This is a genomic window from Novosphingobium sp. BL-S-20 (assembly GCF_055521635.1).
Window position 1 is genome coordinate 3,035,282 of the sequence record NZ_CM145494.1, and the last position, 20,352, is coordinate 3,055,633.

The 20,352-nt window shown below is 65.3% G+C and carries 19 protein-coding genes and 1 tRNA gene; 11 read left to right on the forward strand and 9 right to left on the reverse strand.

Features of this window, described 5'->3' with window-relative positions; genetic code table 11:
- Positions 1-7: 7 nt before the first annotated feature.
- Positions 8-463: an acetyl-CoA carboxylase biotin carboxyl carrier protein gene (gene accB / locus ACZ1II_RS22015; protein WP_465145683.1), complete on the reverse strand. Its 456-nt coding sequence runs from the start codon at positions 461-463 to the stop codon at positions 8-10.
- Positions 460-1,308: an acetyl-CoA carboxylase, carboxyltransferase subunit beta gene (accD, locus tag ACZ1II_RS22020; protein ID WP_465145684.1), complete on the reverse strand. Its 849-nt coding sequence runs from the start codon at positions 1,306-1,308 to the stop codon at positions 460-462. Before accD ends, accB begins: the two co-directional genes overlap by 4 nt.
- A 429-nt stretch (positions 1,309-1,737) precedes the next feature.
- On the opposite strand from accD, the gene ACZ1II_RS22025 reads away from it, so the two are divergent.
- The 3 genes from ACZ1II_RS22025 (at position 1,738) to ACZ1II_RS22035 (ending at position 4,053) form a co-directional block, all read left to right on the forward strand.
- Complete coding sequence (locus ACZ1II_RS22025) at positions 1,738-2,154, forward strand: secondary thiamine-phosphate synthase enzyme YjbQ (protein ID WP_465145685.1); 417 nt, start codon at positions 1,738-1,740, stop codon at positions 2,152-2,154.
- A 179-nt stretch (positions 2,155-2,333) separates the two neighbouring features.
- On the forward strand, positions 2,334-3,713 hold the full coding sequence (locus ACZ1II_RS22030) for an L-serine ammonia-lyase (protein WP_465145686.1): 1,380 nt from the start codon (positions 2,334-2,336) through the stop codon (positions 3,711-3,713).
- A 121-nt stretch (positions 3,714-3,834) separates the two neighbouring features.
- The gene (locus tag ACZ1II_RS22035) at positions 3,835-4,053 is read left to right on the forward strand and encodes a hypothetical protein (RefSeq protein WP_465145687.1); all 219 of its coding nucleotides are present in this window, start codon (positions 3,835-3,837) and stop codon (positions 4,051-4,053) included.
- Between the two features lie 51 nt (positions 4,054-4,104).
- On the opposite strand, the gene wecC is transcribed toward ACZ1II_RS22035, so the two are convergent.
- The 3 genes from wecC to ACZ1II_RS22050 all read right to left on the reverse strand — a co-directional run bounded on the left by wecC (position 4,105) and on the right by ACZ1II_RS22050 (position 7,097).
- Positions 4,105-5,418 carry a UDP-N-acetyl-D-mannosamine dehydrogenase gene (gene wecC, locus ACZ1II_RS22040; protein WP_465145688.1) on the reverse strand — a complete coding sequence of 438 codons (1,314 nt, stop codon included), beginning with the start codon at positions 5,416-5,418 and terminating at the stop codon, positions 4,105-4,107.
- The gene (gene wecB, locus ACZ1II_RS22045) at positions 5,396-6,535 is read right to left on the reverse strand and encodes a non-hydrolyzing UDP-N-acetylglucosamine 2-epimerase (protein ID WP_465145689.1); all 1,140 of its coding nucleotides are present in this window, start codon (positions 6,533-6,535) and stop codon (positions 5,396-5,398) included. Before wecB ends, wecC begins: the two co-directional genes overlap by 23 nt.
- A gap of 64 nt (positions 6,536-6,599) precedes the next feature.
- On the reverse strand, positions 6,600-7,097 hold the full coding sequence (locus tag ACZ1II_RS22050; protein ID WP_465145690.1) for a hypothetical protein: 498 nt from the start codon (positions 7,095-7,097) through the stop codon (positions 6,600-6,602).
- A gap of 151 nt (positions 7,098-7,248) precedes the next feature.
- Between ACZ1II_RS22050 and dcd the strand changes: the two genes are divergently transcribed.
- The 4 genes from dcd to ACZ1II_RS22070 all read left to right on the forward strand — a co-directional run bounded on the left by dcd (position 7,249) and on the right by ACZ1II_RS22070 (position 11,846).
- Complete coding sequence (gene dcd / locus ACZ1II_RS22055; protein ID WP_465145691.1) at positions 7,249-7,803, forward strand: dCTP deaminase; 555 nt, start codon at positions 7,249-7,251, stop codon at positions 7,801-7,803.
- 60 nt (positions 7,804-7,863) lie between these two features.
- Complete coding sequence (locus ACZ1II_RS22060) at positions 7,864-8,427, forward strand: DoxX family protein (RefSeq protein ID WP_465145692.1); 564 nt, start codon at positions 7,864-7,866, stop codon at positions 8,425-8,427.
- A 116-nt stretch (positions 8,428-8,543) separates the two neighbouring features.
- A tRNA-Val gene (locus ACZ1II_RS22065) sits at positions 8,544-8,619 on the forward strand.
- 293 nt (positions 8,620-8,912) lie between these two features.
- Positions 8,913-11,846, forward strand: coding sequence for a TonB-dependent receptor domain-containing protein (locus tag ACZ1II_RS22070; protein WP_465145693.1), 2,934 nt, complete (start codon positions 8,913-8,915; stop codon positions 11,844-11,846).
- Between the two features lie 90 nt (positions 11,847-11,936).
- Here ACZ1II_RS22070 and ACZ1II_RS22075 read toward each other — a convergent pair whose 3' ends face one another.
- Positions 11,937-12,794, reverse strand: coding sequence for a LysR family transcriptional regulator (locus tag ACZ1II_RS22075; protein ID WP_465145694.1), 858 nt, complete (start codon positions 12,792-12,794; stop codon positions 11,937-11,939).
- Positions 12,795-12,919: 125 nt separating this feature from the next.
- Between ACZ1II_RS22075 and ACZ1II_RS22080 the strand changes: the two genes are divergently transcribed.
- The 4 genes from ACZ1II_RS22080 to ACZ1II_RS22095 are packed head-to-tail and all read left to right on the forward strand — an operon-like array spanning position 12,920 to position 17,310.
- Entirely contained in the window at positions 12,920-14,521 is a 1,602-nt protein-coding gene (locus ACZ1II_RS22080) for a carboxyl transferase domain-containing protein (RefSeq protein WP_465145695.1), read from the forward strand.
- A 22-nt stretch (positions 14,522-14,543) separates the two neighbouring features.
- Complete coding sequence (locus ACZ1II_RS22085; protein WP_465145696.1) at positions 14,544-16,388, forward strand: acetyl/propionyl/methylcrotonyl-CoA carboxylase subunit alpha; 1,845 nt, start codon at positions 14,544-14,546, stop codon at positions 16,386-16,388.
- Entirely contained in the window at positions 16,385-16,855 is a 471-nt protein-coding gene (locus ACZ1II_RS22090) for an N-acetyltransferase family protein (RefSeq protein WP_465145697.1), read from the forward strand. The genes ACZ1II_RS22085 and ACZ1II_RS22090 overlap by 4 nt, the downstream gene beginning before the upstream one ends.
- Before the next feature lie 2 nt (positions 16,856-16,857).
- The gene (locus ACZ1II_RS22095; RefSeq protein WP_465145698.1) at positions 16,858-17,310 is read left to right on the forward strand and encodes a MaoC family dehydratase; all 453 of its coding nucleotides are present in this window, start codon (positions 16,858-16,860) and stop codon (positions 17,308-17,310) included.
- 68 nt (positions 17,311-17,378) lie between these two features.
- Here the strand turns inward: ACZ1II_RS22095 and cydX are convergent, their stop codons facing one another.
- The 3 genes from cydX to ACZ1II_RS22110 are packed head-to-tail and all read right to left on the reverse strand — an operon-like array spanning position 17,379 to position 20,251.
- A complete protein-coding gene (gene cydX / locus ACZ1II_RS22100) occupies positions 17,379-17,495 on the reverse strand; it encodes a cytochrome bd-I oxidase subunit CydX (protein WP_465145699.1) in 117 nt (38 codons plus the stop codon).
- 10 nt (positions 17,496-17,505) lie between these two features.
- Positions 17,506-18,654, reverse strand: a complete 1,149-nt coding sequence (cydB, locus tag ACZ1II_RS22105) for a cytochrome d ubiquinol oxidase subunit II (protein ID WP_465145700.1) — start codon at positions 18,652-18,654, stop codon at positions 17,506-17,508.
- Positions 18,655-18,667: 13 nt separating this feature from the next.
- A complete protein-coding gene (locus ACZ1II_RS22110; protein WP_465147364.1) occupies positions 18,668-20,251 on the reverse strand; it encodes a cytochrome ubiquinol oxidase subunit I in 1,584 nt (527 codons plus the stop codon).
- Positions 20,252-20,352 lie beyond the last annotated feature (101 nt).

The window sequence follows — 20,352 nt, forward strand, 5'->3', positions numbered from 1 at the left end:
ACGACCCTCAGGCGATCACGACGAGCGGCTGGTCGAATTCGACCGGCTGCTGGTTGTCGACGAGGATGGACTGGATCGTACCGGCCTTGGGGGCAACGATCTGGTTCATGACCTTCATCGCCTCGACGATCACCAGCACGTCGCCGGCCTTGACCTGCTGACCGACGCTGATGAAGTTCGGCGCGGTGGGCTCGGGAGCGAGGTAGACGGTGCCGACCATCGGCGACTTGACCGCATCGACCGGAGCGGCGGCAGGCGCGGCTTCGGCAACCGGCGCAGCAGCGACGGGCGCGGCTGCCGGAGCAGCGGCATAGGGCAGGCCCGGTGCGGCGGCAACGATCTGCTGCGCAACCTGACGGGTGACCTTGATCTTGCGTTCGCCGTCTTCGACCTCGATTTCGGTCAGGCCGGTTTCAGCGAGGAGCTCGGCGAGCTCGCGTACCAGCGCGCTGTCGATGTTCACGCAACTTCCTTTCGTTCAAGATATTCGAGCAGCGAGGCCAGCGTGCCTTTGAGGTCCTTGCGGTGGACCACCATGTCGACCATGCCGTGGGCATGGAGGTACTCGGCGCGCTGGAAGCCGTCGGGGAGTTTTTCGCGGATGGTGTCCTGGATCACGCGCTGGCCGGCAAAGCCGATGAGCGCGCCCGGCTCGGCGATCTGGACGTCGCCCAGCATCGCGTAGCTGGCGGTGACGCCGCCGGTGGTGGGATCGGTCAGGACGACGATATAGGGAAGCCCCGCGCGCGCCAGGCGGCGGATGGCGACGGTCGCCTTGGGCATCTGCATGAGCGAGAGGATACCCTCCTGCATGCGGGCGCCGCCGGCGGCGGTGCAGATCACATAGCCGCAGTTCTCGGCAATGGCGCGTTCGACCGCCTCGACGAAGGCCTCGCCCACGGCCATGCCCATCGAGCCGCCCATGAATGCGAAGTCCTGTACGCCGAGCACGACCTTCTTCCCCTCGATCGCGCCGAGCGCATTGGTCAGCGCATCGGGGAAGGGATTGGCGGCGCGGGCGGCCTTGATGCGGTCGGAATACTTCTTGCTGTCGCGGAAGTTCAGCGGGTTTTCGGGGACCCGTGCGGCGGGCAGCACCGAATAACCGGCGTCAAGCAGCTGGTCGAAGCGTTCCTGCGCGCCGATGCGGCCATGGAACTGGCAGCGCGGGCAGACCGACAGATTGTCCTCGAACTCCTTGGTGAACAGCATTTCGCCGCACCCGCGACACTTGGTCCACAGGTTGTCGGGCGTATCCCGTTTCTTCAGGCTCCCGAGGGAATTGCGTACCTTGCTAAGCCAACTCATGACGAACCCTTGCGTGAATCTCGTGCGGCCCGGTGAGTCCGGGCTCGCCTGTTGGACCCTCCGGGCGCCGTGTTCAGGGCCTGCTTTCCTGCGCCCCGTGCGACCGAACGATCTCTGTGTGCGACGTGCTCCGCGCTGGCCTGTCGGGCCCGCCGCAGTGCGGGGCAATACGCGGCAGATATGGGTAGATCAATCGCCAGTACACTCCGGCATGCGCAAAAAGTGCCCCACTGCTGTCGGCAAAGGGGCTGAAAAGCGCAGAAATCCGCGAATCCGACAGGTCAATCGGCACCCCCGCAAAAGATCGGTGGAAGCGGTGAAGAGAGGCTTTTTCCACCCCCTTACCATTACGTCAAGGCCGAATTCGTGGCCTTTGGGGCACGATTTCGCGTCATTGATGCCTTTCCGCAGGCGGTCCAGAAAGGCCTGATGAAACAGGCCGTCACCATCCTCTCCTTCGACACCCCCGGCAGGGGCCTTACCGATATCACCCGCGAAGTCGCCGCATGGCAGCATGGGACCGGGATCGCGGAAGGCCTGCTCACCCTGCTGTGCCGCCATACCTCCGCCTCGCTGCTGATCCAGGAGAACGCCGCGCGCGAGGTGCGCAGCGACCTGCTCGACTGGCTAGACCGGCTCGCGCCCGAAGGCCGTCACTACGCCCATGACGACGAAGGCCCGGACGACATGCCCGCCCACCTCAAGGCCGTGCTGACCGGCGTGAACCTCTCGATTCCGGTGATCGGCGGGCGCCTGACGCTCGGAACCTGGCAGGGCATCTACCTTGCCGAGCACCGCCGCATGGCGCACCGGCGACAGGTCGCCCTGCATCTGCTCGGCACCTGATCCACGCCCGACCTGCGGCGATTTTGCCGCACCGGCCTAAGTCCCGGCGGTTTTGCCTCACAGAGCCATTGCATCCGCCCGGGCGATGCCTATCCACGCTGTCTGCCAATCCACGCTGTCTGGTCGTCATTCGGAGAGTTTGCAGTGCCCTTCCCCGCAGTCATGCGTGAGTCCGCCCTTTGATCTCCGCTCTCGACCTGTTCCGTATCGGCCTCGGCCCTTCGAGTTCGCACACCGTGGGGCCGATGCGAATCGCCGCGCGCTTTCTTCAGATTCTGGACGACGCCGGGCATTTCGACCGGATCGCCCGCGTTCTCGTCGAACTGCAAGGCTCGCTGGCCCTGACCGGCGAAGGCCACGGCACGCCCGACGCCTGCCTGATGGGCCTGATCGGCTTCCAGCCCGAGACCGCCGATCCCGGCGAGGCCCATGCCGCCGCTGCCGAAGTCCGCGCATCCGGGCGAATCACCCTGCTCGGTCGCCGCGAGATCGCCTTTGATCCCAAGGCCGACCTCGTGCTCGACTTCGATCATATCCCCGACCTCCACCCCAACGGCATGGTCCTGACCGCCTTCGATGTTGAGGGCGGCGAGATCGCCCGGCACGAATATTTCTCGACCGGCGGCGGCTTCTTCTCCAGCCGCCACCAGCTCGAACAGCCCGCCCCGGACGATCAGGTCACGCATGGCCCGCCGGTCGCCTGGCCTTTCGGTTCGGGCGCGCAGCTGCTGGAGGTCTGCGCGACAAGCGGCCTCGACATCGCCGGGGTCATGCTCGCCAACGAGGCGGCGCGGCGGCCGGAGGACGAGACTTTCGCCGGGCTGGACATGATCGCCGATGCCATGAACCAGTGCATCGACAGCGGCCTCGAACGCGAGGGCCTGCTGCCGGGCGCGCTCAAGGTGCGCCGCCGCGCCCGCGCGATTCACCAGAACCTGATCTCGCGCCCGCAGGACAACCAGGCCGAGACCCTGATGGACTGGCTCAACCTCTACGCCATGGCGGTGAACGAGGAGAACGCCAGCGGCGGCCGGGTGGTCACCGCCCCCACCAACGGTGCGGCGGGCATCGTGCCCTCGCTGCTGCGGCAATATTGCAGCGAAGGCCGCAAGGCCGTGCCCTCGAAAGCGCGGCGCTATCTGCTGACCGCTGCCGGGATCGGCCTGCTCTACAAGCAGCGCGCCTCGATCTCGGGCGCGGAAATGGGCTGTCAGGGCGAAGTGGGCGTGGCCTGCTCGATGGCGGCGGCGGGCCTCGCGGCGGTCTGGGGCGGCACGCCCGAGCAGGTCTGCGCAGCGGCGGAAATCGGCATGGAGCACAACCTCGGCCTCACCTGCGACCCGGTCGGCGGGCTGGTGCAGATCCCCTGCATCGAACGCAATGCCATCGCCTCGGTGAAGGCGGTCAATGCCGCGAAACTGGCGCTCCATGCAGGCGAGACCCCGCGCGTCTCGCTCGATCAGGTGATCGAGACGATGCGCCAGACCGGGCTCGACATGTCCAGCAAGTACAAGGAAACCAGCCAAGGCGGCCTCGCCATCAACGTGGTGGCCTGCTGAAGGCCGAAATCTAGCTTCCGTTCACCGCAACTTCAGCCGCATTCGTGCTTTGCTCGCCGGACAGCGGGTGCGACGCTGTGGCCGCAAGGCCGCCCGAATGTGAAAATCGAGAATCCCTATCATGAAGACCAGCACTGCCCTGCTCGCCGCCCTCGCGCTCGCAACGTTTGGAGCCGGAGCCGCATCGGCGCAGCCCAATCCGCACCCCACCGCTTCGCACAAGCCTGCGGTCGTCAAGAAGACCACGCATCGCCAGACCACGGTCAGGAAGACCGCGCACAAGAAGGTTTCCTGCCGTTATGTCGTCCAGCACAGCAGGAAGGTGAAGGTCTGCAAGTAAGGCTCTCCCGGCCCCTGCTGACGCGGGGGCCGGAAACGTTACCGCCTGCCGTCAGGCGGTGAGCGCCAGCCGGGCTTCCTCGTCGCGCACGACGCGCGGCTGATCCGGCCAGATGCCGCGGGTATCGTAGACCAGCTTGGTCGCCCGCTCAGCCAGCGGCACCACGCGGAACACGTCGTGGTCGACCAGGACGATCAGGATTTCGCAAGTCTCCAGCGCATCGTCGATGTCGATCTGGACGGCGCCGGTATCGGTGAACTCGATCGGCAGCTGCGCCGCATAAGGCTCCACCACATGGATGCGGCTGCCGAACTTGCGGGCGAGGCGGCTGGCGACGAAACGCGCCGGACTCTCGCGGAAATCGTCGATATTGGCCTTGAAGGCGAGGCCGAGGCAGGCGACTTTCGCCTGCGGATCGGCCTCCACCAGCGCTTCGGCGCGGGCGATGACATGGCTCATCTTGCGGTCGTTGACGCCGCGCGCGGTGCGGATCAGCGGGGTCTCCTCCGGCGCGCCGTGGACGATGAACCAGGGATCGACGGCGATGCAGTGCCCGCCGACGCCCGGCCCCGGCGTCAGGATATTGACGCGCGGATGGCGGTTGGCGAGGCGGATCACTTCCCACACGTCCAGCCCCATGCGGTCCGCCACCATCGACAGCTCGTTGGCGAAAGCGATGTTGACGTCGCGATAGGCGTTCTCGACCAGCTTGGTCATTTCCGCCGAGCGGGCATCGGTAGTCACGCATTCGCCGCGCACGAAGCGCTTGTAAAAGGCCAGCGCCTTGCGGGCGCAGCGCGGAGTGATGCCGCCGATCGAGCGGTCGTTGTTGGTCAGTTCCTCAAGGATGCGGCCGGGCAGCACGCGCTCGGGGCAATAGGCGATGGAAACGTCCGGCGTGTCGCGGGTGAGGCCGGGAATCTTCAGGTCCGGCCGCAATTCGGCGATGAGGTCGCGCAATTGCTCGGTGGTGCCGACCGGCGAGGTCGATTCGAGGATCACCACGTCGCCCGCCTTGAGCACGGCCGCGACCGAGCGCCCCGCCGCCAGCACATAGGAGATGTCCGGCGCATGCTCGCCGCCCTCGCCCTTTTCGAACGGCGTCGGCACCGCGATCACGAACACGTCGGCGGGCGCGATCTGCGTCGAGGCCGAAAGCAGCCCGCGCGAGACGACGCCCTGCACGAGACCGTCGAGATCGACTTCCTCGATATGGATCTCGCCCCGGTTGATGGTGTCGACGACGCTTTGCGAAACGTCGAGACCCAGCACCCGGCACCCGGCACGGGCGATCACGGCGGCGGTGGGCAGGCCGATATAGCCCAGCCCCACCACGCAGACGTCAGGCTTGGTGTCGGATTTCATCGGCAAGCAACTCCACGATTCGGCGCGAGGTCTGCCCGTCCCCGAAGGGATTGTGGGCGCGCGCCATGGCCTCGTAGGCCTCTCTATCATCCAGCAAGGTTGATATTTCGGAAACGATCGTCTCGGCAGAGGTTCCCACCAGCTTCGCGGTCCCGGCGGCGACCCCTTCGGGTCGCTCGGTGGTCTCGCGCATGACCAGCACCGGCTTGCCCAGCGCAGGCGCCTCTTCCTGCACCCCGCCCGAATCGGTCAGCATCACTTCGGCGATTGCCAGCAGCCGCGCGAAATGCGGATAGTCGAGCGGTTCGATCAGCGCCACATTGTCGAGGCCGGACAGCCGCTCGTTCATCACCTTGCGCACATTGGGGTTGAGGTGGACCGGGAAAATCACCGCGGTATCGGGGCGCTCGGCGATCCGGCGGATGGCCTCGGCGATCTGCTCCATGCCCTCGCCGAAGTTCTCGCGGCGGTGGCTGGTCACGCCGATGATCCGCTTGCCCGCGAACCGCGCTTCGAGTTCGGCCAGCCCGGCAGCGAGCGCCGGCTCCCGCTCGATCTCGGCCGTGACCCAGTGCAGCGCATCGATCACGGTATTGCCGGTGACATGGACGCGCGCGGGATCGACGTTCTCCTTCACCAGCGCATTGCGCGAGGTTTCGGTGGGCGCGAAGTGCAGGCTGGCCATGGAACCGATGATCTTGCGATTCACTTCCTCCGGCCAGGGGTGGTAGATATTGCCCGAGCGCAGCCCCGCCTCGACATGGTCGACCGGTAGCTTGCGGTAATAGGCCGCCAGCGCCCCCGCCATGGCCGTGGCGGTATCGCCCTGCACGATCACCCGGTCGGGCCGTGCCGCGTCCATCACCTTGCCCAGCCCGGTGAGCAGGTTGGCGGTCAGCGCGTCGAGCGTCTGGTCCGGCTGCATCACGTCGAGATCGTGATCGGGCACGATCCCGGCGATCTCCAGCACCTGGTCGAGCATCTGGCGATGCTGCGCCGAGACGCAAACCACGCATTCGAAGCGCGGATCTGCCTTTAGCGCATGGATCACCGGAAACAGCTTGATCGCTTCCGGACGCGTGCCGAAGACGACGAGAATGCGAGTTTGAGCGGTCATGCTGCCGGGCATAGCAGCGAGTCGTTAATGCTGAAATTAAAAGGCGTTCCGCGCCGCGTTCTTTTCAGGCGGCCTGTCGCTGTACATCCTGCCACCGGCTTTCCGCAGGCCCGTCATCGTCGTTGGCCGGACGCCTTCGAGCCGCCGGTTCCTTGCGTGCCCGGCCCGCCCTTCGCGAGACCGTACCGAGGCATCTACGCAGCAGCCCAGCCGCCAAGGTCACGCCAACCCTCACCCGCACGGTGGCGGACACGATCATCACCGCCGCCATCGCATCGAGCAGAGTCGATATCTCGAACGTCATCGCCCATGTCGCCAGTTCGGGCAGCGCCATCTCCGAGATATGCCATCCCTCCGCACCGATGAGCCAGGTCACGAAGGCCAGAAAACCCCCGATGCCGACCGTCAGCAGCACGTGCCCTCGGGTGATTTTCAGCAGGCGCCGCGCCAGAGGTGCGACCAGCCCCTGATGCCAGATACGCCCCCGCAGGCTCGTTTTCGGAGCCGTGGACAGAGCCATCAGCACGAAAAGCGACATCATCTTCAGGGCTACAGCGATCACGGCACACCATACAGGGGGAAAGGTTGATGTGCGATCCTGTCGTGATGCCGCCTTCGCGGGAAATTAATTGCGCGCAAGCCCCGTGATCCATCGTGGACAATCTCGCGCTGCGGACTTGCTCCCGCCCGTTGCATCGGCAATCACCGCAGCCATGTCTATTCTGAGCGACAAGTGGATCCGCGAGCAGGCGCTCGAAAACGGAATGATCGAGCCCTTCGTCGAGGCCCAGCGCCGTGACGGATGCATTTCCTACGGCCTCTCGTCCTACGGCTACGACGCCCGCGTCGCGCGTGAGTTCAAGATCTTCACCAATGTCGATTCGGCGGTTGTCGATCCCAAGGACTTCGCGAGCAATTCCTTCGTGGACCGCGAGACCGACGTCTGCGTGATCCCGCCCAATTCCTTCGCGCTGGCCCGCACGGTCGAATATTTCCGGGTACCGCGCGACGTTCTGGTCATCTGCCTGGGCAAGAGCACGTATGCCCGCTGCGGCATCATCGTGAACGTCACTCCGCTGGAGCCGGGCTGGGAAGGCCATGTCACGCTGGAATTCTCCAACACGACGCCGCTGCCCGCCAAGATCTACGCCAACGAAGGCGCCTGCCAGTTCCTGTTCCTCAAGGGCAACGAGCCTTGCGAGACGAGCTATGCCGACCGCGCGGGCAAGTACATGGGCCAGCGCGGCGTCACCCTGCCCCGGCTCTAGGGAACAATCCCACGATATGTCCGCTTCTCCCGGCATGAAAGCCATGTCGGGAGAGAAGACATGTCCAAGATCGCAGCCATTGTCGGGCGTTTTCTGATCGCCCTGATCTTCGTGATTTCCGGCGCCTCCAAGCTGATGGACGTCGCCTCTACCGAGAGCATGATCGTCGCCACAGGCCTACCGGGCGGTCTTGCGATCCCGACCGGCCTGTTCGAGCTGCTCGCGGGCCTCTGCCTCGCCGCAGGATTCATGGTGCGGCTGGTGTCGGTGCTGCTCATAGGATTCGTTGCCGCCACGATCCTGTTCTTCCACAACAAGTTCACCGATCCGATGCAGCAGATCATGGCGCTGAAGAACGTCGCGATCATCGGCGGCCTGTGCCTCGCCTTCGCGCATAGCCAGATGTGGAGCCACTACTACGCGATCGCCCGCGAGCGCCGCGGCGAACTGGAAGCCCGCAATGCCGAAGACCGCATCCGCGACGCCGAACTGCGCGCCGCCCGCGCGGAAGCCCGCGCCGACGCCATTGCCGAAGAGCGCACCGCACCGGCCTATGTCGAGACCACCTCGCCCGGCATCGTCACTCCCGCCGTCCGGCGCCAGCGCCGCTGGTTCGACTGGTAGGGCTTTTACATCAGGGCAAAGTTCGAAGAACCCGCAGAATTAGCATCGTCGCCGGTTGACCCGGCGACGATTTGCCGTAAAGCGGCCTCAACCAAGCCACCCCACCGGGAGGCTCAGGGCGGTTAGCTCAGTTGGTAGAGCATCTCGTTTACACCGAGAGGGTCGGGGGTTCGAGCCCCTCACCGCCCACCATTTTCCAGACAACATCGATATCTTGCCGCTCCGCCTTTGCCGGAGCCGATCGCGCATGCCTGCCTGCTGCTCGCGTACAGGCCGAGCGGCGATTCGGTCTGCGCCTTCCGACGCAGTGGCACCATTGCATCACCTTCATGTGAAAACGTTCTCCCGCATCCGCTCGACATGCGGAAATGCGCGGCTTCACGTGGTTTACAACAATTTCACTTCAATACGATATTTCGTATACGATATTTGACAATGAAGGAAATGTGACGCAAGGTTGGCGTAATCAAAAGGGAGTTACGCCCATGAGGGGTCATCGTACGAAATTTTATTGCGCAGCCGCGCTTGTCGCGATTGTCGCGGGCACGGCACAGGCTCAGGAAGCGGCTCCGGCCGATGGCGGTGTCGCCAACGACATCGTGGTCACCGGCACCCGCATCAAGCGCCCTGACCTGACCAGCAACAGCCCGCAGACCATCGTCGGTTCCGACGAGTTCCGCTATCAGGGCGCGACCACCGTCGAGCAGGTTCTGAACCGCCTCCCGCAGTTCACCGCCGATGCCAACGAGAACGTTTCGAACGGTTCCGACGGCACCTCCAAGATCAACTTGCGCAACCTCGGGTCGAACCGCGTGCTGACCCTGCTCGACGGTCAGCGCCTGATGCCCTCGCAGGCGATCAACCTCTCCTTCATCCCCAGCGCGCTGGTCGAGCGTGTCGACGTCGTCTCGGGCGGTGCCTCGGCGGTCTACGGTTCGGACGCGCTTTCGGGTGTCGTCAACTTCGTCCTCAAGAAGGATCTCGACGGCGTCCGCATCGACGCACAGACCGGCTTCGCCCAGCACAGCAACAACAACAGCTCGCTGCGCGCCATGCAGCGCGCCTCCGGCTATGACCCGGCATCGTCTTCGGTCATCGACGGCGGCAAGCAGGACGTGACCGTTGCGGCAGGCAAGAACTTTGCCGACGGCCGCGGCAACATCACCGTCTACGGCGGCTACCGCCACTTCAGCCCGGTGCGCCAGTCGAGCCGCGACGTCTCGGCCTGCGCCCTGCAGGACCGCGCGTCCTCCGCGACTTCGGGCCTTGACGAGCTGTTCTGCGGCGGTTCCAGCAACACGCCCTACGGCTCGTTCATCCCGCTTTCGGACCTCAGCCCGTACAAGGGCAAGACGCTGATCAACAACCGCGACGGCAGCGGCACGCTGGTGCCCTACGATGCGTCCTATTCGTACAACTACGCGCCCGACAACTACTTCCAGCGTTCTGACGAGCGCATCACGGCGGGCGGTTTCGCGCACTACGAATTCAGCAAGGCGGCCGAACTCTACGGCAGCTTCATGTACATGCACGACCAGACCTTCTCTCAGGTCGCGCCGTCGGGCATCTGGTTCGGCACCGCCTTCGCGGTCTCGTGCAACAACCCGCTGGCCAGCGCCGCCCAGCTTCAGGCGATCTGCGGCTCGGCAGCAGGCACCGACACCACCGCGGACACCAATGTCGGCTACCGAACCGCCGTGGCCCCGCGCCGCGACAACCTGCGCTTCAACGACTACCGCTATTCGGCAGGTCTGCGCGGCGATCTCGGCAGCGGCTTCAGCTACGACGTCAACTACATGTACTCCCTGGTCAAGTTCAAGGAGACCTACCTCAACGACGTGAACCAGGTGAAGGCCGGCCGCGCGCTCAACGTCGTCGACGTCAACGGCGTGCCGACCTGCCGCTCGGTCATCGACGGCACCGATCCGAACTGCATCCCGATCAACGTCTTCCAGCCCAACGGCGTCACCGCCGAACAGGCCGCCTATCTGTTCCAGGACAGCAACACCGCCTCGCGCAACTCGCTGGGCGTGCTCTCCGGCTCGCTGACCGGCGACCTCGGCCAGCTCGGCGTGACCGTGCCCTGGGCCGACTCCGGCGTCGGCATCGCGCTGGGCCTCGAACGCCGCCGCGAGACGCTGAAGTTCACTGCCGACGAAGTCGCGCAGCAGAACGGCACCCTGCCTTCCGACGGCATCATCGCCGTGACCGAGGCCTTCGGCGAAATCGAGATTCCGCTGATCGAGAACAAGCCGTTCTTCCGCTCGCTGACGATCAACGGCGGCCTGCGCTATTCGTCCTACGACAACAAGCAGAATTCGACCGGCATCAAGTCGGGCTACAACGTGTGGACCTACAAGGGCGAAATCTCGTGGGCACCGGTCGACGACCTGCGTATCCGCGCCAGCTACAACCGCGCCATCCGCGCACCCAACGTGGCCGAACTCTTCGCCTCGCAGTCGGTCGGCAATGTCAACGGCACCGATCCCTGCGCCGGAGAAAACCCCAGCGCCTCGCTCGAAGTCTGCCAGCTCACCGGCGTGACCGCGGCCCAGTACGGCAGCATCCCGGAATGCCCGTCCGACCAGTGCTCCGGCCTTGGCGGCGGCAATATCGCGCTGAAGCCCGAAACCGCCGACACCTACACGATCGGTGCCGTCCTGACGCCGAAGGCGCTGCGCCGCTTCTCGCTGTCGGTCGATTACTACAACATCAAGGTGAAGGACTACATCGGCTCGATCGCGCCTTCGCTGATCATGGGCCAGTGCGCGACCACGGGTGATCCGTACTTCTGCAACCTGTTCGTCCGCGATCCGCGTTCGGGCCAGATCTTCGGCCAGACCTCGGGCTACATCATCTCGACGACGATGAACACGGGCTACCTCAAGACCTCGGGCATCGACGTCAACGCCGACTACACCTTCGATGTGGCCAACCTGGGCAGCATCAATCTGGGCCTCGTGGGCACCTACCTGATCGAACAGGTTTCCCAGCCGGTCCCCGGCGGCGGCTCGTATGACTGCAAGGGCCTCTACGGCTACACCTGCGGCCAGCCGACCCCCGAATGGCGCCATGTCGCGCGCCTTTCGTGGATGACGCCGACCGACACGACCGTCTCGCTGTCCTGGCGCCACATCGGCGGCACCAAGCTGTCGAGCCTGACCGACAACCCGCTGCTGGCGGCGGACAAGACGATCGTGAACCGCAAGATCGGTGCCTACAACTACTTCGACCTGTCGCTGACCCAGGCTATCGACAAGCGCTTCACCCTGCGCGCAGGCGTGAACAACATGTTCGACAAGGACCCGCCGGTTCTCGACTCGGGCCTGCTGCAGTCGTTCGGCAACGGCAACACCTATCCGGGCGTCTACGACGCGCTGGGCCGCACGATCTTCGTCGGCTTCACCGCCAACTTCTGATCCAGGAGGAACGGCGGCCTCTCTCACCCACCCTGGAGGTCGCAGTTCAGGAAAGCCCGTCCGGTCGCAAGACCGGGCGGGCTTTTCCATTCACGCGGGGGGATAGTGGCGCCGCAGGATGTCAAGGAAGGCGCTTTGCCGCGGGCCTGCGCCGTGAAGGAAGCCCACCTCGCGCACGAGTTCGAAATCGCGCACCGGAACGAAGCGCACCGAACCGTCCGCGAAGCCCTCCGGCATCATGCCGATGCCCGCGCCGCTGCGGATCACCGAGAGCACCCGCTCGTCGCTCGTCGTCTTGAGCACGAAACGCGGGCGGACGCCGCGCTGGGTGAAGAAGCGGTTGATCTCCGGCAGGGCCTCGCAGTGACGGCGTAGCACCATGCGGTCCTGCGCGAGTTGTTCGGCGAGAATCTCGCGTTCTGCGGCCAGCGGGTGATCGAGCGGCAGGACCATCATGTAGCGCTCGCGGGCGAGGACTTCGGGCTGGTAGCGCACGTGGTGGGGGCGAACGACGGTAAGGGCCACATCGATCCGCCCGCGCTCCAGCCGCTCGACCAGATCGCGCTCGCTGCCGTCGAGCAGTTCGAGCGCCTCGCCGGAACCCTCGGCGCCATGCTCGGCCAGAGCCCGGCCGATCAGCGTCGTCGGAATTGTATTCAGCACCCCCACGCGCAGCAGGCTCGGCTCGGCCGGTTCCGCCAGTTCGACCAGCGCGTGTTCGTATTCGGCGGCGATGCGGCGGGCGCGGACGAGGAAGCGGCTGCCAGCCGGGGTCAGGGCGACGCGCTGGCGATCCCTGTCGAACAACCGCGCGCCCAGTTCGCGTTCCAGCTTGGCGATTCCCGCCGAAAGCGTCGGCTGGGTGACGGCCACGCTGCGCGCCGCCCGGCTGAAATTGCCGGTTTCAGCCACGGCCAGGAAATAGCGCAAGAGATATTGATCGATCATAGATGATATCTATTACGAAGGGCGGAAACTTTCAATTTCCGCTGCGGCTTGGGCTTGTCTACATAGGCAGGACAAATCATCCGAACTTGGGAAGAGGCCGAAACGGCCGGACCGGAGAAACAAGCATGAGCGCACCAGTGCTCCAGACCAGCCTCAATCTCGACAGCCCCGAAGCGCAGGCGCGGGACCGGCACAACCGTGCGCTGGTTGCGGAATTGCACGCCAAGGTCGCCGCGGCGGCGCTCGGCGGGAATGCAAAATCGCGCGAACGCCATGTCGCGCGGGGCAAGCTCCTGCCGCGGGAACGTGTGGAACGGCTGCTCGATCCCGGCTCGCCCCTACTGGAACTGGGCCAGCTTGCCGCGAAAGGCCTCTACGAGGACGACATTCCCGGCGCGGGCCTGATTACCGCCATCGGCACCGTCTCCGGCCGCCAGTGCATGATCGTCTGCAACGATGCCACCGTGAAAGGCGGCACCTATTACCCGATCACCGTGAAGAAGCACGTCCGCGCCCAGGAGATCGCCCAGGAAAACAACCTGCCGTGCATCTACCTCGTCGACAGCGGCGGCGCCAACCTGCCGCATCAGGCCGAAGTCTTCCCGGACCGCGACCACTTCGGCCGCATCTTCTTCAACCAGGCGCAGATGTCGGCTAAGGGCATTCCGCAGGTCGCCTGCGTGATGGGAAGCTGCACCGCGGGCGGCGCCTATGTTCCGGCGATGAGCGACGAATCGGTGATCGTGAAGGAGCAGGGCACGATCTTCCTCGCCGGACCGCCGCTGGTGCAGGCGGCGACGGGTGAGGTGATCTCTGCCGAAGATCTGGGCGGCGGCGACCTCCACAGCCGCAAGTCGGGCGTGACCGATCACCTTGCCGACAACGACGAGCACGCGCTGACCATCGTGCGCGACATCGTCAGCCATCTCGGACCGCTGCATCGTCACGACCAGCCGCTGCGCGCGCCCCGTCCGCCCAAGTACGATCCCGAGGAACTCTACGCGATCGTGCCGGAGGACGTGCGTGCGCCCTACGACGTGCACGAAGTGATCGCCCGCATCGTCGACGGCAGCGAATTCCACGAGTTCAAGGCGCTCTACGGCAGCACTCTGGTCTGCGGTTTTGCGCATATCCACGGGCAGCCGGTGGCGATCCTCGCCAACAACGGCGTGCTGTTCTCCGAGAGTGCCCAGAAGGGCGCGCACTTCATCGAACTGGCCTGCCAGCGCCGCATTCCGCTGCTGTTCCTCCAGAACATCTCGGGCTTCATGGTCGGCGGCAAGTACGAGGCGGAGGGCATCGCCAAGCACGGCGCCAAGCTCGTCACCGCCGTCGCCACCGCCACGGTGCCGAAGATCACCGTGCTGATCGGCGGCTCGTTCGGCGCGGGCAACTACGGCATGTGCGGGCGCGCCTACGATCCGCGCTTCCTGTTCACCTGGCCCAATGCCCGCATCTCGGTGATGGGCGGCGAACAGGCCGCCTCGGTGCTGGCGACCGTCCACCGCGATGCCGCGAAGTGGTTGCCCGAGGAAGCCGAAGCCTTCAAGGCCCCGATCCGCCAGAAATACGAGGACGAGGGCAACCCCTACTACGCCACCGCGCACCTGTGGGACGACGGCGTGATCGACCCGGCGCAGACCCGCGACGTGCTGGGCCTTGCCCTCGCCGCCTGCCTCGAAGCGCCGATTCCGGAGGCGCCCCGCTTCGGGGTGTTCCGGATGTGAGCGGCGGCACGGGAGACAAGACATGATTCAATCGCTTCTGATCGCCAATCGCGGCGAGATCGCCTGCCGCGTCATCCGCACCGCCCGCCAGATGGGCATCCGTACCGTCGCGGTCTATTCCGACGCGGACGCCAATGCCCTGCATGTGCGCGAGGCGGACGAAGCGGTGCATATCGGCCCCTCGGCCGTGCGCGAGAGCTACCTCGTCGGCGAGAAGATCATCGCCGCCGCGAAGCAGACCGGCGCCGAGGCGATCCACCCCGGCTATGGCTTCCTGTCCGAGAACGCCGAGTTCGCGCAGGCGGTCATGGACGCGGGGCTGGTCTGGGTCGGGCCGAACCCGTCCTCGATCACCGCGATGGGCCTCAAGGACGCGGCCAAGACGCTGATGGCGGAAGCCGGGGTTCCGGTGACGCCCGGCTACATGGGCGCGAACCAGGAACCCGCTTTCCTCGCCGAAGAGGCCGCGAAGATCGGCTATCCGGTGCTCATCAAGGCTGTCGCCGGCGGCGGCGGCAAGGGCATGCGGCTGGTCGAGGCGCCGGAGGCTTTCGTCGATGCACTGGCATCGTGCAAGCGCGAGGCGGCGTCCTCGTTCGGCAACGACCATGTGCTGATCGAGAAGTACATCGCCAGCCCGCGCCACATCGAGGTGCAGGTCTTCGGCGACAGCCACGGCAACGTCGTCCATTTGTTCGAACGCGACTGCTCGCTCCAGCGCCGCCACCAGAAGGTGATCGAGGAAGCCCCCGCGCCCGGCATGGACGCCGCGACGCGCGAAGCGCTCTGCGCGGCGGCGGTGCGTGCGGCCAAGGCGGTCGATTACGTCGGCGCGGGTACCATCGAATTCATCGCCGATGGCTCGGGTCCGCTTTCGGCCGACCGCATCTGGTTCATGGAAATGAACACGCGCCTGCAGGTAGAGCATCCGGTGACCGAGGAGATCACCGGCGTCGATCTCGTCGAATGGCAGCTCCTCGTGGCGAGCGGTCGGCCATTGCCGAAGGCTCAGGAAGACCTCTCCATCGACGGCTGGGCGATGGAAGCGCGCCTCTATGCAGAGGACCCGGCCAAGGGCTTCCTGCCGAGCATCGGCAAGCTCGAACTGCTGGAATTTGGCGATACGGAAGGCGGCCGCATCGACACCGGCGTCTACGAAGGCGCGGAAGTCTCGCCGTTCTACGACCCGATGATCGCCAAGGTCATCGCCTGGGGTGAGGACCGCGACGAAGCGCGCGAGCGGCTGGGCGAGATGCTGGAGGACACCGCCGTCTGGCCGGTGCGCACCAATGCCTCGTTCCTCGTGAAGGCCCTGCAACATCCCGATTTCGCGGCGGGCAAGGTCGATACCGGCCTGATCGGCCGCGACGGCGAGGCGATGGCCGAAGCACCCAAGCCCTCGGACGAAGTGCTGGAGGCTGCCGCCAACTCGCTCGTGCCCATGACTCCGCTCGCCGGTTTCCGCCTCAATGCTGCACCGGCGCGGGCGGCATGGTTCTCGCTCGATGGCGAGAAGGTGGAGATCGCGCTGACGGGTGAAGGCAGCGAGGAACCCGATGAGGCCGTGCTCGTCACCGAGCAGGGACAGGCCTGGCTGCTCACCCCCTGGCGCCGCGACGGCGTGCATGGCGGCGCGGATGCCTCGGGTGCGATCCTTGCCCCGATGCCCGGCAAGGTGATCGCGGTGGAAGTCACCAAGGGACAGACCGTGACGAAAGGGCAGAAGCTGCTAACGCTCGAAGCCATGAAGATGGAACACACCCTCACCGCCCCGTTCGACGGCGTGGTGGTCGAACTCGAAGCCGTGGCCGGAGCGCAAGTCCAGGTCGAAGCGCTGCTCGCCCGAATCGAGGAAACTGCGGAATGAGCGGCGAACTGGTCATGCGTGACGCGCGCGAGGACGATCTTCCCGCCATCGTCGTCATGCTCGTGCAGGACCAGATCGGCGGTGCCGACGATGCCGGCCTGCCGCTCGATCCGGCCTATCTCGAAGCCTTTCGCGCGATCGACGCTTCACCGGATCAGTTGCTGATGGTCGCTGAGTTCGAGGGACGGATCGTCGGCACGATGCAACTTACTTTCATCCCCGGCCTGCTTATGCGCGGCGCCTGGCGCGGCCAGATCGAGGCGGTGCGGATCGACAGTTCGGTCCGCGGTCAGGGTCTCGGCTCGCGGATGATCGACTGGGCCGTCGAGCGCTGCCGCGAGCGGGGATGCAGGCTCGTGCAGCTGACCTCCAACCTCGCACGCACCGATGCGCACCGCTTCTACGAACGGCTGGGCTGGAGCAAGAGCCACGCCGGTTTCAAGCTCATGCTCGACAAGGGGAACTGACAATGCCGGGCCGCTTTTTCGAAGAATGGACGGTGGGCGACCGAATCACCCACCAGCCCAGCCGCACCGTCACCGAGACCGACAACCTGATGTTCTCGGCCATGACCCACAACATGCAGCCTCTGCACCTCGACGCGGAATTCGCGAAGAAGAGCGAGTTCGGGCAGATTCTGGTCAACTCCACTTTCACCTTCAGTCTCGCCGTGGGGCTGTCGATCGCGGATACGACGGTGGGCACACTCGTTGCCAACCTCGGCTTCGACAAAGTGGTGACACCCAAGCCGACCTTCATCGGCGACACGCTCACCTGCACGAGCGAAGTGGTCGAGATGCGCGAGAGCAAGTCGCGGCCCTCGCAGGGGATCGTGGTGTTCCGCCACGAACTGACCAACCAACGGGGCGAAGTGGCGCTTTCGTGCCTGCGCAGTGTGCTGCTGAAGAAGAACGCGGCCTGACCGCTCTACGACGCAAAAAGGGCAGGAGGCCGTGGCCCTCTGCCCTTTTTCATGCGCCGACCGTTCGGTCAGTCCAGCACAGTCTTTTCATCCGCCGGATCGGTGTGAAACTCGACCCACACGCCGTTGATGATGCCGAAGCCGACGGCCAGGCCGACGCCGAGAATCCATGAGAAGTACCACATTGTCGTTTCCTCAGTAGAAATCGGGGTTGAGGTTCACTTCGCGCGTCGTGATCCGCCCGAACATCACCTTGTAGGCCCAGGCCGTGTAGGCCAGCACGATCGGCAGCAGCAGCACCGTCACCAGCAGCATGATGAACAGCGTCGTATGGCTGGACGAGGCATTCCACACGAGCAGGCTGGAGCGCGCGTCGATCGAACTGGGCAGGATGAAGGGGAACATCGACAGGCCGACCGAGGCAATGATGCCGAGGTTCGCCATCGAGGACCCCGCGAAGACCAGCACGTCCTTGCGTCCGCGAATGCCGATCAGTGCCACCAGCGGTCCGGCAAGGCCGAGCAGCGGGGCGAGGATCATCCAGGGATGCGCGCCGTAGTTGGCCAGCCATGCCCCGGCCGCGTGAACCGTCTCGGTCATGCGCGGGTTGGACGGACCTGCCGCCTCCGCGACGCCGATCACCCGGTAGCCGATATCGCCCATCGCCAGCCAGACACCGCCCAGTGCATAGAGCACGAAAGCAACGAGTGCGGCGATCTGGCCGTAGCGCTGGGCACGGTCGCGCACCGGGCCGTCCTCCAGCTTGAGCGTCAGCCAGCCCGCGCCGTGCAGCACCAGCATCGCCACCGAGACGAGGCCGCCGAGCAGGGCGAAGGGGCTGAACAGGCCGAGCAGCGTGCCTTCGTAGAAGCTGCGCATATCGCTATCGAGCCGGAAGGGCACGCCCTGGAGGACATTGCCGACCGCCACGCCGAAGACCAGCGCCGGCACGAAGCCGCCGACGAACAGCGCCCAGTCCCAGCGCGAGCGCCAGGCGGGATCGGGCTTCTTTGAGCGGTACTTGAAGCCGACCGGACGCAGGATGAAGGCCGAGAGCACCAGGAACATCGCGAGGTAGAAGCCCGAGAAGCTCACGGCATAGACGAAAGGCCAGGCCGCGAAGATCGCGCCGCCGCCGAGGATGAACCAGACCTGGTTGCCTTCCCAGGTCGGGCCGATGGCGTTGATGACCATGCGGCGCTCGGCATCGGTGCGGCCCACGAAGGGCAGGAGCGAGGCCGAGCCGAGGTCGAAACCGTCGGTCAGGGCGAAGCCGATGAGCAGGACGCCCATCAGCGTCCACCAGATCAGCCGCATCGTTTCGTAGTCGAAGGGTATGGACATTGTGGCCTCCGTCTTACTCGGCCGGAATGGCGGTGAAGGTCGTGGCGGGCGCGCGCTCGGGCGTGGGTTCGCCGTCGCTGCCTTCGTAGACCTCGGGTCCGTGGCGGATGGTCGAGAGCATCAGCTTCACCTCGATCACCGCCATCACGCCGTAGAGCGCGGTGAAGCCGAAGATCGTCGCCCAGATCTGGGTCGTCGTCAGGCTCGATGCGCCGAGGAAGGTTGGCAGCACCCCGTCCACCGCCCAGGGCTGACGGCCCAGTTCGGCGACGAGCCAGCCGATCTCGATCGCCAGCCACGGCAGCGGCATGGCCAGAACGGCGGCGCGCAGGAACCACTTGCGGTCGAACCGGCGGCGGACCGAGAAGGCGAATGCGGTCGCGAAGAACAGGATGAAGAAGAAGCCCAGCCCCGCCATGATGCGGAACATGAAGAACAGCGCCGGTACGTTGGGCACGGTGCTCCAGGCCGCCTTGGCGATCGTCGCATCGTCGGCTTGGCGCGGGTCGGCGACGAAGCGCTTGAGCAGCAGGGCATAGCCGAGGTCGCTCTTGTGACGTTCCCAGGCCTCGCGCGCGGTCAGGTCGTTGCGGTTGACCTTGAGCTTTTCCACCGCGTCATAGGCGATCACGCCCTGACGGATGCGGTAGTCGGCACGCTCCACCAGCGGCACGATACCGGCCACTTCGCCCGAGAGGCTGCGCGTCGCGATCAGGCCCAGCACATAGGGCACCTTGATCTCGTAGGCGGTCTCATGCGCGGAGTTGGAGGGAATACCGAAGAGCGTCAGCCCGGCGGGCGCCTTTTCGGTTTCCCACATGCCTTCCATCGCCGCCAGCTTCATCTGCTGGTTGTCGGTGAGGGCATAGCCGCTCTCGTCCCCCAGCACGACGACCGAGAGCGAGGAAGCAAGGCCGAAAGCCGCCGCCACGGTGAAGCTGCGCTTGGCCAGCTCGATGTGGCGGCCGCGCAGCAGGTAGTAGCAGGACACGCCCAGCACGAAGACGCTGGCGCAGACATAGCCCGCGCTGACGGTGTGGACGAACTTGGCCTGGGCCACCGGGTTGAAGAGCACGTCCTTGAAGTTCGAGACTTCCATGCGCATCGTCTCGGGATTGAAGACAGCCCCAGTAGGATGCTGCATCCAGCCGTTGGCGATGAGAATCCACAGCGCCGAGAGGTTAGAGCCGACCGCGACCATGATCGTCGTCAGCAAGTGGCCGCGCTTGGAAAGGCGGTCCCAGCCGAAGAACATCAGGCCGACGAACGTGGCCTCGAGGAAGAAGGCCATGAGGCCCTCGATCGCCAGCGGAGCACCGAAGATGTCTCCCACGTAGTGCGAGTAATAGGCCCAATTCGTGCCGAACTCGAACTCCATGGTGAGGCCGGTGGCCACGCCGAGCACGAAATTGATTCCAAAGAGCTTGCCCCAGAACCGGGTCACGTCCCGCCAGATGGGACGGTCGGTTATGACATAAACACTTTCCGTAATTACTAGAATGAAGGAAAGGCCCAATGTCAGGGGAACGAAGAGAAAATGGTACAGTGCCGTCAAGGCGAACTGTAGCCGTGATAGTTCCACCACTGCCATGTCGATCATGTCGAATCCCGCTGTTTTTAGCGGCTTGAGGCAGTAAGAAAGCGATTGCCCCAAGCTGGTTGGTTTCGTAGGGTCGCGTTAGGCTTCGTTCGGAAAGC

Excerpts from the sequence above, each read along its gene's own strand:
- cydX (WP_465145699.1), bottom strand. The coding sequence starts at position 17,495 with ATGTGGTACTTCTCATGGATTCTCGGCGTCGGCCTGGCCGTCGGCTTC.
- ACZ1II_RS22070 (WP_465145693.1), top strand. The coding sequence starts at position 8,913 with ATGAGGGGTCATCGTACGAAATTTTATTGCGCAGCCGCGCTTGTCGCG.
- ACZ1II_RS22095 (WP_465145698.1), top strand. The coding sequence starts at position 16,858 with ATGCCGGGCCGCTTTTTCGAAGAATGGACGGTGGGCGACCGAATCACC.
- ACZ1II_RS22080 (WP_465145695.1), top strand. The coding sequence starts at position 12,920 with ATGAGCGCACCAGTGCTCCAGACCAGCCTCAATCTCGACAGCCCCGAA.
- wecB (WP_465145689.1), bottom strand. The coding sequence starts at position 6,535 with ATGACCGCTCAAACTCGCATTCTCGTCGTCTTCGGCACGCGTCCGGAA.
- ACZ1II_RS22060 (WP_465145692.1), top strand. The coding sequence starts at position 7,864 with ATGTCCAAGATCGCAGCCATTGTCGGGCGTTTTCTGATCGCCCTGATC.
- ACZ1II_RS22075 (WP_465145694.1), bottom strand. The coding sequence starts at position 12,794 with ATGATCGATCAATATCTCTTGCGCTATTTCCTGGCCGTGGCTGAAACC.
- ACZ1II_RS22035 (WP_465145687.1), top strand. The coding sequence starts at position 3,835 with ATGAAGACCAGCACTGCCCTGCTCGCCGCCCTCGCGCTCGCAACGTTT.
- ACZ1II_RS22090 (WP_465145697.1), top strand. The coding sequence starts at position 16,385 with ATGAGCGGCGAACTGGTCATGCGTGACGCGCGCGAGGACGATCTTCCC.
- ACZ1II_RS22025 (WP_465145685.1), top strand. The coding sequence starts at position 1,738 with ATGAAACAGGCCGTCACCATCCTCTCCTTCGACACCCCCGGCAGGGGC.
- dcd (WP_465145691.1), top strand. The coding sequence starts at position 7,249 with ATGTCTATTCTGAGCGACAAGTGGATCCGCGAGCAGGCGCTCGAAAAC.
- accD (WP_465145684.1), bottom strand. The coding sequence starts at position 1,308 with ATGAGTTGGCTTAGCAAGGTACGCAATTCCCTCGGGAGCCTGAAGAAA.
- cydB (WP_465145700.1), bottom strand. The coding sequence starts at position 18,654 with ATGTCCATACCCTTCGACTACGAAACGATGCGGCTGATCTGGTGGACG.
- wecC (WP_465145688.1), bottom strand. The coding sequence starts at position 5,418 with ATGAAATCCGACACCAAGCCTGACGTCTGCGTGGTGGGGCTGGGCTAT.
- ACZ1II_RS22085 (WP_465145696.1), top strand. The coding sequence starts at position 14,544 with ATGATTCAATCGCTTCTGATCGCCAATCGCGGCGAGATCGCCTGCCGC.